At 68.3% G+C, this 13,142-nt stretch carries 10 protein-coding genes and 2 pseudogenes; 4 read left to right on the top strand and 8 right to left on the bottom strand.

From position 1 onward, the window contains the following. Nucleotides 1-27: 27 nt before the first annotated feature. Together AB663_RS06060 and AB663_RS06055 are read right to left on the bottom strand one after the other, a co-directional pair. On the bottom strand, nucleotides 28-1,785 hold the full coding sequence (locus AB663_RS06060) for a glycoside hydrolase family 3 protein (protein WP_067196730.1): 1,758 nt from the start codon (nucleotides 1,783-1,785) through the stop codon (nucleotides 28-30). Continuing rightward, a complete protein-coding gene (locus tag AB663_RS06055; RefSeq protein ID WP_067196727.1) occupies nucleotides 1,782-3,080 on the bottom strand; it encodes an MFS transporter in 1,299 nt (432 codons plus the stop codon). Before AB663_RS06055 ends, AB663_RS06060 begins: the two co-directional genes overlap by 4 nt. Before the next feature lie 135 nt (nucleotides 3,081-3,215). Between AB663_RS06055 and AB663_RS06050 the strand changes: the two genes are divergently transcribed. Next, complete coding sequence (locus AB663_RS06050) at nucleotides 3,216-4,529, top strand: TetR/AcrR family transcriptional regulator (protein WP_067196724.1); 1,314 nt, start codon at nucleotides 3,216-3,218, stop codon at nucleotides 4,527-4,529. Between the two features lie 83 nt (nucleotides 4,530-4,612). Here the strand turns inward: AB663_RS06050 and AB663_RS06045 are convergent. Next, nucleotides 4,613-5,110: pseudogene (locus tag AB663_RS06045) on the bottom strand (transposase); the annotation flags it as partial. Between AB663_RS06045 and AB663_RS17350 the strand changes: the two are divergent. From AB663_RS17350 to AB663_RS06030, 3 genes are all read left to right on the top strand, one after another. Continuing rightward, nucleotides 5,055-5,597: a hypothetical protein gene (locus tag AB663_RS17350; RefSeq protein WP_198147991.1), complete on the top strand. Its 543-nt coding sequence runs from the start codon at nucleotides 5,055-5,057 to the stop codon at nucleotides 5,595-5,597. The pseudogene AB663_RS06045 and the gene AB663_RS17350 overlap by 56 nt on opposite strands. A 268-nt stretch (nucleotides 5,598-5,865) precedes the next feature. Beyond that, nucleotides 5,866-6,522 (top strand): hypothetical protein, encoded by a 657-nt coding sequence (locus tag AB663_RS06035; protein WP_067196717.1) that lies wholly within the window; start codon nucleotides 5,866-5,868, stop codon nucleotides 6,520-6,522. Beyond that, entirely contained in the window at nucleotides 6,519-7,016 is a 498-nt protein-coding gene (locus AB663_RS06030; protein ID WP_067196714.1) for a hypothetical protein, read from the top strand. Before AB663_RS06035 ends, AB663_RS06030 begins: the two co-directional genes overlap by 4 nt. A gap of 150 nt (nucleotides 7,017-7,166) precedes the next feature. Here AB663_RS06030 and AB663_RS06025 read toward each other — a convergent pair. From AB663_RS06025 to AB663_RS06005, 5 genes and pseudogenes are all read right to left on the bottom strand, one after another. Continuing rightward, nucleotides 7,167-7,715, bottom strand: a pseudogene (locus AB663_RS06025) (IS1380 family transposase); the annotation flags it as partial. Nucleotides 7,716-7,856: 141 nt separating this feature from the next. Further along, the gene (recQ, locus tag AB663_RS06020; protein ID WP_198147944.1) at nucleotides 7,857-9,917 is read right to left on the bottom strand and encodes a DNA helicase RecQ; all 2,061 of its coding nucleotides are present in this window, start codon (nucleotides 9,915-9,917) and stop codon (nucleotides 7,857-7,859) included. Nucleotides 9,918-10,279: 362 nt separating this feature from the next. Continuing rightward, nucleotides 10,280-11,443 carry a non-hydrolyzing UDP-N-acetylglucosamine 2-epimerase gene (gene wecB, locus AB663_RS06015; protein WP_067196710.1) on the bottom strand — a complete coding sequence of 388 codons (1,164 nt, stop codon included), beginning with the start codon at nucleotides 11,441-11,443 and terminating at the stop codon, nucleotides 10,280-10,282. Continuing rightward, nucleotides 11,433-12,797, bottom strand: coding sequence for a glycosyltransferase family 2 protein (locus AB663_RS06010; protein ID WP_067196707.1), 1,365 nt, complete (start codon nucleotides 12,795-12,797; stop codon nucleotides 11,433-11,435). The genes wecB and AB663_RS06010 overlap by 11 nt, the downstream gene beginning before the upstream one ends. Beyond that, a complete protein-coding gene (locus AB663_RS06005; RefSeq protein WP_157540927.1) occupies nucleotides 12,794-12,991 on the bottom strand; it encodes a hypothetical protein in 198 nt (65 codons plus the stop codon). Before AB663_RS06005 ends, AB663_RS06010 begins: the two co-directional genes overlap by 4 nt. Nucleotides 12,992-13,142 lie beyond the last annotated feature (151 nt).

Genomic DNA, 13,142 nt, shown 5'->3' with positions numbered 1-13,142 from the left:
GGGCGCCGGGTCAGGGCCCGGATGCCGTCAGAGCGTCAAGCCGTGGCCGAACCGGAACAGCGGATCGGCCGTGTCGAACGGCACATCCGGGCGCGAGGCCTCGACGGCCGCCATCGACCGCGGAAGGTCGAAGGGCAGCCTTCCGCGTGCGGGCGCGGCGCCGCTGAGCACGTCGAGAAGGGCAGCACTCGACGCACCCCAGTTGACCGTGACGGCCGCAGCATCCTCCACGATCGGCGTGAGGATCGCGGGGCGATCGGCGAACACGTCGACCACCGTCGGCACCAGGCGTGAGACCTCGCGCACGTGCTCGACGACTTCGGCCGCGAAGTCGAGCGACCCCGCGTGGAAGAAGTTCTCGAACACGGTGGCGCGCTGCTCGAACGGCGCATGCAGCCGGAGGACGGCGAGATCGGCTTCCTCCGGCGACGGCACGACGACGCCGTATGCCGCCGCGACCTCGATGTCGATGCCCTCCACATACAGCTTCAGCCCGGGCGCGAAGGGCAGCGCACCGCCGTTCGTGAGCACGGTGATCGACGCGCGCTGCGCCTCCTCACCCGCGGCGCGGAAGTCCGCACGACCCACGATCTCATCGGCGGCATCCTCGTCGACGTACGGATCGTCGAACAGCCCGAGCTCGAACTTCTCACGCAGCAGCCGCCGGGCGGACACGTCCAGCCGCGCTTCCGTGACCTCGCCGTCGGCGACGAGCTCGAGCAGCAGCTCAGGGCACGCCTCGCCGCCGAACTGGTCTGCCCCGGCTTCCAGCACCTTCTTCATGCGCTCCTTGGGGGTCAGCTGCTCGACACCCCACGCGCGCGCGGGGAACGGTTCGCCGAAGATCTCGGCGTCGTTGATGAGCCCCCAGTCGGTGCAGACGACGCCGTCGAATCCGTACCGCTCTCGCAGCAGCCCGGTGATGACCGACTTGTTGAAGCCGAAACCGACCTCTTCGTACTCCGTGCCCATCGGCATCCCGTAGTACGGCATCATCTGCCTCGTGCCGGCGGCGAGCGCGTCTTCGAACGGCTTCAGATGCAGCTCGAACCGGCCTCCGGGGTACACCTGCTCCCTGCCATAGGCGAAATGCGGATCCTCGCCGTCTTTCTGCGGCCCGCCCCCGGGGAAGTGCTTGGTCATGGTCGAGACCGAGCCGCGGCCGAACGACGCCCCCTGGAACCCGCGGATGTAGGCGGCGCCGAGCCGCCCGGACAGCTCGGCATCCTCGCCGAAGGTCGCCGTCTGCCGGGCCCAGCGGGGCTCGGTCGCCAGATCGATCTGCGGATGCAGGGCGACGCGCAGTCCCACCGCGACGTACTCCTGCCGGGCGATGTCCGCGAAGCGCTGGACGAGGCTCTCGTCGCGTGTGGCCGCGAGCCCGAGGGTCTCGGGCCACTGCGAGAACGGACCCGCCAGGATCGACGCGCCCGGGTTCTCGCTGAACGAGTGGCGCGGATCGGTCGAGAACGTGACCGGGATGCCGAGCCTCGTCGATGCCGCGATGCGCTGCACGGCGTTGTGCCAGGCGGCGAGCTCCCGCCCCGTGGCCGCCGCGCCGAGCAGGTTGAAGTGCGTCATGTGCTTGAGCTCCAGGAACTCGCGCGCCGACGGCGTGCCGAAGACCGCGTTCTTCTCATCCGGATCGCCGAGGCCGATCATGGTGTGAAAGAACATGCCGGCCTTCTCCTCGATGGTCATGGCGTCGAGGAGAAGCTCCACGCGCTCGTCGATCGCGAGATCGGCATCGAGCCAGGGGCGGTCTGTCGTGGTCGCGATGGTCATTTGACTCCCTTGATGCGGTAGACGAGAACGGCTCCGGCGAGTGCGACGACGGCGCCGAAGAGGTACCAGGTGGTGTAGCCGCCGAGCGGTGTGGCGGCGCCGAGCGCGATGATGCCGGGGGCGATGGCGGGGGCGATCGACTGGGGCAGTGCGTTGGCGATGTTCAGCACTCCGAGGTCCTTCGCGGTGTCGTCGGGGTTCGGGAGCACCTCGGTCGCCAGGGCGAGGTCGACCGACAGGAACGATCCGGCGCCGAGCCCGATGATGGCCTGCGCGACGACGACCACTTCGATGGTCGGGGCGACGGCGAGGAGCACCAGCCCCACCACCATGACCACGCCGGCGACCGCGACGAACGGGCGGCGCTTGCCGATGCGATCGGAGAGGTACCCGCCGAGCGGTGACGACACGGCCATCGCCGCCATCGAGGCGAGGTTGGCGATGAGGATCGTCGTGACGGCGCCCTGCTCGTCGAGACCGAACTTCGTGACGAGGTACAGCGGCAGGAAGGTGGCGATGCCCGCGTAGCCGAACATGACGAAGAACTTGGTCAGCCAGGTCCATCCGAAGTCCGGGTGCTTGCGGGGGTTGAACACGAACGATCCGAAGAACATGCCGATCGTGAACTTCTCGGCCGGCTTCTCGGCGAGACGCCGGTCCTTGAGGATCAGCACGAAGACGACGGCGAGCACGAGAGCGATCACGGCGGGCACCACGAAGCGCCCGAGATCGCCGGGCAGGTAGTTGACGAGGAAGGTGCCTGCGAGGATGCCGATGGGCGTGGTGATGCCGACGATGCCCGACACCTTGCCGCGGCTGCCCACCGGCACCTGATCCGGAAGGGTGGCGTTCGCCGCCGCGAGAACCGCGTTCATCGCGGTCTGCACGAGACACCAGGCCAGCAGGACCACCCAGACCGAGGTGGCCACGCCGATCAGCGCGAAGCCGCCCAGGCCGACGATCGCCCCGCCGAGGATCCACGGCCGGCGCATGCCCCACCGCGACGTCGTGCGATCGGACAGGCGGCCGACGAGCGGGTTCGCGACGAGGGCGAACGCCGCGCCGACGCCCATGACGAGGCCGAGGCTCCCCTCGGTGGTCACGGGGTCGATGTGCTGGATCTTGAACGCCATCGACACCATCACGGGGGTGAGGAGGGCGAGGAAGACGCCGAAGTTCACGGCGGCGAGGCCGGGTGCATAGCCGCGCGGGGTCTTCACGGGCGTCGTGCCGGGCGCCTTGAACCCGGTCGTGCCGACGGCAGCCGCATTGGCGGCAGGTGACAGCTCTGTCATGAGGGTCCTTTCGGGTGGACGCGCACATCGTCGTCGACGGTGCGTGGGCACGACGATACACGAAAACAGACCGTTTGGTAACTGAAACCCGACCGATTGGTAATGCGCGAGGATAGAATCCTCGAGGAGGATGCGATGACGACGACCACCCGGCACGCCCATGCCGCCGATACGCGAGCGCGCATCCTCACCGCCGCCCGCGAACTCTTCACCGCGCAGGGGTACCGTGCGACGTCGCTACGCGACATCGCGGCGGCGGCATCCGTGAGCCATCCCGGTCTGCTCGGCCACTTCGCCTCGAAGGACGACCTGCTCGCCGAGGTCGTCGCCCAGTTCGAGGACGAGAACGGCGAGGTGCTCAGCGATCTGCTGGCGGCATCCGAGCCGGGCGCGCTGATCTACTCCGAGCTCGCGGCACGAAACGCCCGCACCCCGGGCTACCTCGAGCTCTTCGCCGCGCTCACGGGCGAAGCATCCGCTCCCGGGCACCCCGCGCACGAACGCATGCGCGACCGCTACGCCCGAACGCACGCCCTCACGGTCGACGCGCTGCAGGATGCCGCGTACCACGGGGTGATCGCGCCCGACCGCGATCTCGACGCCGAAGCGACCCGGCACATGGCGGCGTGGGACGGGCTGCAGCTGCTGACCCAGTACCTGCCGCACCGCGTCGACATCGTCGACCTGCTCGAGGAACGGGAGAGCCTGTGGTCGCTGCCCGTCGGCTGGCGCGACCCCGACGACGCGCAGGAGTCGCGCGAACCCGCCGGGCCCTTGCCGGAGACGTTCATCATCTCACCGCTCGACGTCGACCCGGGTTACGCGGTCGGGCGGCGCCGGCGTGCGCAGATCGTCGCAGACGCCATGCACCTCTTCTCCCGCAGCGGATACGGCGACACCAGCCTGCGTGACATCGCCGAGGCCGTCGGCGTCTCGAAGTCGACCCTCCTGCACCACTACCCCTCGAAGGACGCCCTGCTCAGGGCGGTGTTGGCCGAGCGCGACAGGTCGATCAGTGAGCGGGTCGACGGCGCCGACGCGGCGCGAGCCGCCGACGTGCTTCGCGGGCTCCACGAGGGCGCCAGGGTCAACGCCCTCGACGAGCCCGGTCTCATCGAGGTCTACGCCGTGCTCTCGTGCGAGGCCGTGCCCGAGAGCCACCCCGCTCACGCGTACTTCACCGAGCGTTTCAGCCGGGCCATCGATTATTTCGCCGAGCTGTTCCGCCTCGCGCAGGAGGACGGCGACCTCCCGTCGCACCGCGACCCCGAGCACGAGGCGATCTGGCTCATCGCGCTCTGGGACGGTCTGCAGTATCAATGGCTCTACGACCGCGGCGCCGTGGACGTCGCCGCACACCTGCGCGCGCACCTCGACGACGTGCTGCCTGAGCCTCGATCCACCGATGAGCCTTCGGCGGGTGGCGTCGGCGTGATGGGCGCGGCGTGATCGGCTGCGGGCAGGGGTGAGTTCCGGGCGTCTCATCCCGGTTGTCCACTTCGTTCTCGGTCGTGCCGCTGTGGCGGCGGTGGTCAGCTGGCCGCGGCCGGTGGTGGTGCGTGCGTCGCGGTGAAGAGTCGGTCGAACGCGGTCTGCCAGGGCCAGGCGTCCGGCAGGTGCAGGATGATGCGGCGCGCCGCCCGTGCCAGTCGTGCCGGCACTGAGATGAGGGTGCGGCGAATCGTCGCGGTCGTTGCCCGGGCGAGCCGCCCGCCTCGGTCGGCAATGAGTCCAGCGGCGCGAGTGAGGTTGAATGCGATCACGGCGAGGACGAGCCATGCGCTGTTCGCGGTGAACACTCCCGAGGGCAGGTGAGCGAGCGGGCCCGCCTTCAGGTCGGCGTGAACTTGCTCGATGATCGCCTGCCCGCGGTGGGTCTTGTCCGCCGCGACGGTTCCCATTGTCTGCTTGTCGGTGGTGGTGAAGAACGCGTGGTGCCGGTAGCTGTCGAACAAGGTCGGCTGCTCGACCTGCTTGGGGTTCAGGTCTGGGATCCGTCGGAGCACCAGTCGTCCTTCAACCCGTTCGGCCATCCGCACCCTCGCCACGGATCGCGGTATCGCGCTCGATGCGCGCCTTGCGGCGCTGCTGATCGCGGTCTACGGACTGCCCGCAACCAAGACGCTCGCGCTGCATCGCCGCCAGCTCCGCGACGAGAACGACGGCCTCGACCTCCGCATCGGAGACCGTCCGCTCACGTTGCCCGCGCCGATCACCCTGCTCGCCCGGGAGCAACTCGACCTCCGACCCGACGCAGACGATGACGCATGGCTGTTCCCTGGCCGTCTCCCTGGGCAGCCTCTCGACCCGCAATACCTTTCACTACGCCTGCGCCCTCTCGGCACCAGCATCTCCGCGCTACAGAACGCCGCCCGGTTCCGGCTCGCCGGAGCCGTCCCCGCCAAAGTCCTCGCAGACATACTCGATTTCAGCGTCGCCACCTTCGAGAACTACGCCCGCCTCTCAGGTAGCACCCGCGGCGACTACCCGGCGCTGCGAGAAAACAGCAGTCGATAGGCCACCACCGCTGAACTGACAGTTCCCTCCCCGCGCGACAGCGGCAGTGAACCTGCGGCGGTTCACATGAACGGTCATCTGTACATATGCTCTGGCGTGGCCAGCCACTGCGCTCTCGATGGGGCTGCTCTTCAAGCTCAGGCCGACGTCAGGCTTCCCCGCCCGCTCCCTCGACGGGCTCACTTACTTAGGATACCCTAATCAGAGAGTTCTTCTGCTGTCGCCCGATGGCAGAATCGACTTCAACTCGTGGAAGGTAGCATTGTCAATGCATCTGACGAAGGCCACCAGCAGGACTGTGCTCTCCTTCTTCGCGATCGCTACAGCATTCACCTTAGCGACCGCTACCCCTGCGACCGCATCCGGGTTCGATACGTCGGCTAACCCGACCGCCGAAACTGATGAGGGCGTCATATTCTCGGTTCTCGGTGACGTCGGAGACGGTGTCGGCTCGATTGTTTCAGACGAAGAGCTCGCTCAGCTCGGGATCGAGGTGACCCCCGGTACAGCCTCAAGCGCGCCGACAGTTCAGGCTGAGCCCGCGCCCACCGCGCGAGCAGCCGCGACCAACAACGTACTCTTCCGGTGGAATGACTTCGGTGGTCGGCAAGTTGTGCTGCGGTCCCAGCCGTACGACAAGATCCTCAACAAGCACAACCTGACATACCGCACACCACGCGTAGTCACCCAGAAAGCTACAACACGAACCCCCGACGGCGGCACATCATGGCGCTACCGACTGGCCGCCAACGAGGTCAAGTGCGACTTCTGGGGGAACAACTGCAAGGTCGTTCGTACGGTCTGGGTGCGCACCATCGTGGATTTCCGTTCATATCAGGGTGACAAGTACGGAGTGGTGACCGCCTACTGCGAGGGCATCGACGGCAAATGCCCCGATTTCGTAAAGAACGCGCTGAACCAATGACCAGGACAGACCGAGACCCCACTGACGCCGCGCTCTGGCGCGACGCCATCCGGGAAGCTTCCACCTTGGAGAACCTCCGCCCGCACGATGGTCTCATCCGGCAGATACTGCTCGGCCCGGACACGCTCGAGTTCACCCTCATCGGCGGTGAGGTATTCACCACTCCGGCCTCAGCAGATCGGAACGTGATCGCGTCCGCAGCTTCCAAGGCACTAGGTCGCAAGATCACCGCCAACCAGGCCGCGGAGTGGGAGCCCCCGGAGCAGACAGCGAACTACTGGTGGGCAGAAACTCTATACAACTTCGGGCTCCTCGCCCCCGAAGGAACCGTCATGAATCCCACAGTCGTGTTCACCCGGATCTGGCGTGAAGGAACGATCGCGAAGATCGAGGCCTACGACGCACGTCGGACGGCTGTTGCAGAGTTCGATCTCCGTGCAGATCACCCGCCGGCGGACACAGTCACCGACGTGCTCGAGGCTCTCCGCGTATAGACCTGAGAATACCTCCACCGGAACCGCCTGCGGCCATCTGACGCGAGACCGCCGCAAGTCACAACCCTGCATGTTGGCGAGCCGCCAGAGCGCGTCAGTCGCTCGGAAGCCTCGGGATAGTTCTCACCCGGATAATGCACTTACACCGGTAATCACCGGCGCTGAGGTCGTCGTCGACGCTGTCGCGACGAGGGCGTTGAGGCCGCGGACGCCGGAGTACCCGAACGACGCTCCCTGCTTCTGGCACCCGTGGACCTCGATGATCGTGTCGTCCACGTCGACCATCACCCGCTCACCGTCCCGGATCTGCAGCAGCGGCGCGGCCGATGCGAGGTTCACCAGCGTCCGTGAGGCGACGGCATCGAGCTGGCGGACGTGCCCGAACCGGAACTCCCGCAGGAACGAGCCCAGCGTCGTCGGTGCATACGTCCGATCGAACAACCGGCCCATCCCGCCATGACGAAGCAGATTCATGTCGTCGATCGAGTCCGCGCCAGCGAGCATCCCCGCGACCAGCGCCATCACCTTGCCGCCGGCGTTCGCACCCTTGTCCGTCGGGACGCTCAATCGCGACTGCGCGAGCTCATCAAGCCCCGCAGAACGGGCAAGACGGAGCATCGGGACCAGCCCCGCGACCGACACGAGATTCGGATCATCGAACACAGCCGACACGGCAACGGGAGCATGCTTGAATTGCACCTACGAGATGCCTCTCAGACTCGGGAAATAGGACCTTAGACAAGCTCTATTCTTCCTGGTCAGAGGGGCATTTCTGCGTTACGACGCCAACTCAGCAAGCCTCCCCATCGGTGGATCGAGGCTGAGGGCTGACCGGCCGCCTCAGTGCGCGGCGATCACGGCGAGGACCGCATCGCCGTACGCCGCCCGCTTCTTCTCGCCGATGCCCGTGATGCCCGCCAATCCGCCCATCGTGGTCGGACGACGCTCGGCGAGAGCACGCAGTGTGGCGTCGCCGAAGACGATGTAGGCCGGAACCCCCTGCTCTCGGGCCGTCTCTGCACGCCACGCCCTGAGCGCCTCGAAGAGCGGCCTGTCGCCCGCGTCGAGCGCATCCGCGGCGCTCGCCTTGCGGGAACGAGGGGAGGATGCCGTTCGGCCGATCGTGTCGCGACGCAGCGGCACGGCCGTCTCACCTCGGAGCACGCCCGCCGCGGGCTCGCCGAGCGCCAGCGTGCCGTACTCGCCCTGTGCGACGAGGATGCCGCGCGCGAGGAGCTGCCGGATCACGCTGCGCCAGTCCTGTTCCGAAAGATCGGCACCGATGCCGTACGTCGCCAGGGCGGAGTGGCCCTGCTGACGGATGCGGTCGGTCGACGCTCCTCGCAGGATGTCGATGAGATGTCCTGCCCCGAACGCCTGGTTGCGCTCCCGCTTGAGACGGACGATCGTCGAGAGCAGCTTCTGCGCGGGGATCAGCCCGTCGAACGTGTCGACGGGTTCGAGGCAGGTGTCACAGTTTCCGCAGCGGTCACCCTCGTATCCCGCACCCCCGTCACCGCTGAGGCTCTGTCCGAAGTACGCCAGCAGATTCTGGCGACGGCAGTCGACCGTCTCGCAGAGCGCGAGCATCGCGTCGAGGTGCTGACCCATGCGCATCTTGAACGTGCGGTCGCCCGGACTCTGTTCGATGAGCCGTCGCTGCTGCACCACGTCGCCCAGCCCGTACGCCATCCATGCCACGGACGCCTCGCCGTCGCGACCGGCGCGCCCCGTCTCCTGGTAGTACCCCTCGACCGACTTGGGCAGGTCGATGTGCGCGACGAAACGCACGTCGGGCTTGTCGATCCCCATGCCGAAGGCGATCGTCGCCACCATCACCACCCCGTCGTCACGGAGGAATCGTGCCTGGTTCGCCGCGCGCACCTCGGCCGGAAGGCCCGCGTGGTACGGCAGCGCATCGATCCCCTGGGCGACGAGGTGGTCGGCGGTCTGCTCCACCGACTTGCGACTGAGCGCGTAGACGATGCCGGCGGCGCCCTCCGGCTGGGACCGGATGAACGCCGTCAGCTGACGTCGCGGGTCGACCTTCGGCACGATGCGGTACTGGATGTTGGGCCGGTCGAAGCTCGCGACGAAGTGGGCGGCGTCGTCGAGGCGGAGCCGTTCGGTGATCTCCCGATGCGTCGCCCTCGTCGCGGTCGCCGTGAGGGCCATGCGCGGAACTCCGGGGAACCGCTCGCCGAGGTCGCCGAGAGCGAGGTAGTCGGGACGGAAGTCGTGACCCCATTGCGACACGCAATGCGCCTCGTCGATCGCGATCACGCTGAGCGTTCCCCGTTGCAGGAGCGCCGTGGTCGACGCGGCCGAAAGCCGTTCCGGCGCCACGTACAGCAGATCGAGTTCGCCCGAGAGATACGCGCGTTCCACCTCGCGCCGCTCGTCGATCGACTGGGTGGAGTTCAGATAGGCCGCCCGAACGCCGTTCGCCCGGAGCGCGTCGACCTGATCGTGCATGAGCGCGATGAGCGGGCTGATCACGAGGCCCGTCCCCTCGCGGACGAGGGCCGGCACCTGGTAGGTGATGCTCTTGCCACCGCCGGTCGGCATGAGCACGACCGCGTCGCCCCCTGCGATCACCTGCTCGACGATGGCCGCCTGATCGCCGCGGAACGCGTCGTATCCGAACACCGTCGTGAGCGCCTCGAGCGCCGACGCGAACCTGCTCGGCGCCGCCCTGCCCACGGCGGGAACGGATGCCGGCGCCGATGCGACGACCGGCGTCGACGGGCCGCTCCCCCAGTCGAGTGGCGGCTCGAACCCTGGGCCCTGCGGCTCCCAGTCCATCGGCTCCGGCGGCTCGGACGGCTCCCATCCGTCGTCGCCCCACGGCTCGTCGGCGTAGGGCAGACCCTCGTAGGGGTCGTGCGGAGTCGAGGGCATGGATCCAGCGTAACGACCACCGCCGACGCCGCGGCCGTCGTGCACAGGCGCGGCTCCCGGAGCTCGGGCGGCCGGAGCTCGGGCGGCCGGGGCTCGGGCGGCCGGAACGCGTCGGGAAGAGATCCGGGGCAGCGGCCGCGAATTCAAGCTGCTGCCCCGGTGGCGGAACGGGAGATGTCCGCCGGAGACATGCCGGGGAGCGAATGTCTCCATGGGGTTCACTCCCACGTGTGGGGATCGTGGAGTGCCGGGGATGCGCGGTTCGCATCTCCCACTGCTCATGAAATTGCATACCGGTCGTCAGGAGAATCCGCTGCTGGTCGAAGGACGGGTGGAAAGCCGGGGCCGATCTCAGGCGTCCGTTACGCGGCGAATTCGTCGACGTGGTCGTCCAGACCGAAATGACGGGCGATCGCCTGCACCGTGCGCTCCGCCGCGTGGCCGTCTCCGTATGGGTTGATCGGGCGGGTTTCGGCGCCTCCGCCTTCCGCGGTGAGCAGCCGGGAGACGGCGTCGACGATCGCGTTCTCCTGCGTGCCGATGAGCACCGCCGTACCCGCGGCGACGGCCTCGGGGCGCTCCGTGGTGTCACGCATCACCAGCACGGGCTTGCCCAGAGCCGGCGCCTCCTCCTGCACCCCGCCGCTGTCGGTGAGCACGAGCCGGCAGCGCGACAGCAGGGCGCAGAACTGCGGGTACGGCTGCGGCGCCGTCAGCACGACGTTGTCATGACCGGCGACCGCCGGCTCGATGCTGGCCCGGACGAGCGGGTTCGCGTGCAGGGGGCACACCAGATAGTGGTCGGGGAAGAGCTCGGCGAGACGGGCGATCGCGCGCCCGATCCGCCGCAGCGGCTCACCCCACGATTCGCGCCGGTGCGCGGTGACGAGGACGAACGGCCTGCCCTCGCTCAGACGTGCCTCGAGTGCCGGGTCGAGTCGCGGCGCCGTGTCGAGGGTCTGCAGCAGCGCGTCGATCACCGAGTTGCCGGTGACGACGATGTCGCGGGCCTCTACGCCTTCGCGCAGCAGGTTGTCGCGCGCGGTCGCCGTCGGCGTCAGATGCAGGCTCGACAGCCGGGTCGTGAGGCGGCGGTTCGCCTCCTCGGGGAACGGGTTCAGCAGCTCCCCCGTGCGCAGGCCGGCTTCGGCATGGATCACCGGGATGCCGGCATAGGTGGCGGCCAGAGCGGCGACGAACGTGGTGCTCGTGTCGCCCTGCACGAGCACGGCATCCGGTCGTCGCTCGGCGAGCACCTCGCCCAGTCGCGCCAGCGTGCGCGTGGTGATGTCGGTCAGGGTCTGGCCGGGGGAATGGATGCGCAGGTTGACGTCGGGCTCGATGCCGAAGAGCCGGTTGACCCCGTCGAGCATCTCGCCGTGCTGTCCCGTCACGACCACGTCGGCGGTGAATCGAGGGTCGGCGCGCAGAGCCCGCACCAGGGGTGCCATCTTGATCGCCTCGGGGCGGGTGCCGTAGACCGCGAGCACGCTGATAGGACGGACGAGCGGCATGTCAGTCGCCATGATGACCTCCATCGAGGGTCGGAAGGGGCGCGGTGTGGGCGGGCATCGCGTCGTCATCGACGCGATCTGTCTTGGCCCACGCGTTGCGGCGGGTGATCGCGCGTGCGAAAGCGCGCCAGCCGGCCAGGTACCAGAGGCTGGTGTACAGCGGGAAGAGGTGCATGAGAAGCATGACCCGCCAGAACGAGACGCCGGACTGTCGTTCGATGCGCCAGTAGAGCGTGCCGTAGACGATCATCGGGCCGAACGTGACGACGTAGGCCGAAGCCCACCAGGGCGACGGCATCCGGCCATCGCCGATCATCAGGAGCAGCGCCGAGACCAGCGACAGCCAGAAGCCGACCGAGAGCAGCGAGCTCACGAAGAGCAGGAACGGGCTGGTGAGGTTGTAGACGAGATCGAGCTTCTGCCTGCCGGACGTGCGGCTGAGGACTCCGGGGATCAGCGCCCACGACTGGAGGTGGCCCTGGAACCAGCGCGTGCGCTGGCGCACCCACGGGCGCAGCGACTCGATGCCCTGCTGGTGGACCGCCGCCGCGGCGCAGAACTCGATGCGCCACCCCGCTTGGAGCAGCCGCACTCCGATGTCGAGGTCTTCGGTGAGGTTCGTGCTCCACGGCCGCACGCCGAGGGAGTTCAGCGCGGCCAGTCGCACGAACTGGCCGTTCCCGCCGAGCCCCACGCTGCGGAGGTGCCGACGTCCGCGCTGGAAGATCTCGGTGTGCAGCACGAACTCGATGTCCTGCATGCGGGCGAGGAGGTTGCGGTCGCGGTTGTTGATGCGCACGCCGATCTGCACGGCGCCGACGTGCGGGTCGGTGAGGATGTGGCGCACCTCATCCATCACGTGCGGATCGAGCCTGCCGTCGGCGTCGAGCACGCACAGCACCACATCGCGCGGATCGCGGCCGGCGCACATGCCGCTGCCGACGATGTACTGCACGGCGGCGTTCAACGCCTCACCCTTGCCCTCGCGGGCATGCGGGAGACTGCGGCGCAGCACGGTGACGCGAGGGGCGTCGTGCCGGGCGGCGATCTCGGCCGTGCGATCGTCGGAGCCGTCATCGACGACGAGGATCTGCATGTCGGGGTAACGCAGCGCCGAGAGCCGGACGAGGCTCGCCGCGATGACCTTCTCCTCGTTCAGACACGGCAGGACGAAGATGAGGGCCGGCATCGGCGCGCCGCGGCGCTTCTGCCACGAGGGTGCTCGGATGCCGTCGTGACGGCCCGACGCCGACGGCTCGACGCGCGACAACACGAAGAGCACCAGCCCGTATGCCGCGGAGGCCAGGATCAGGAAGACGTTGAGCGCGACGACCATGTCGGTGCCGCATCCGCCGACGCAGGTCACGCGCGCGCCTCCGCGACGCGCGGAGCGCGCCGCCCGAGCAGGCGCCTCACGGCGCGGACGGCCGCCGCGATCGTCAGCATCCCGGCGATGTAGAAGACGTACGCGAGGAAGAGCGCGGTGCCGGCCGAGACGAGGATCCTCGCGAGGATCGCGAACACGCCGGCAAGGTCGACGAGCATTCCCGTGAGATTCATTTCGCGCTCCCCAGCGGCATCGTTCTGATCTCGCCCGACGGTGTCGGGGCCTCAGCGGTTTCGAGGCGGCTGCCGTCCCCACAACGACAGCCGCCCCGTGAGGCGACCCCTACAAAATTCGCCTCTACGGCGATGCCGGTTGGCACCACCA

The organism is Microbacterium sp. XT11, assembly GCF_001513675.1.
Lineage (GTDB): Bacteria > Actinomycetota > Actinomycetes > Actinomycetales > Microbacteriaceae > Microbacterium.
This window is presented reverse-complemented; position numbering and strand designations above follow the sequence as displayed.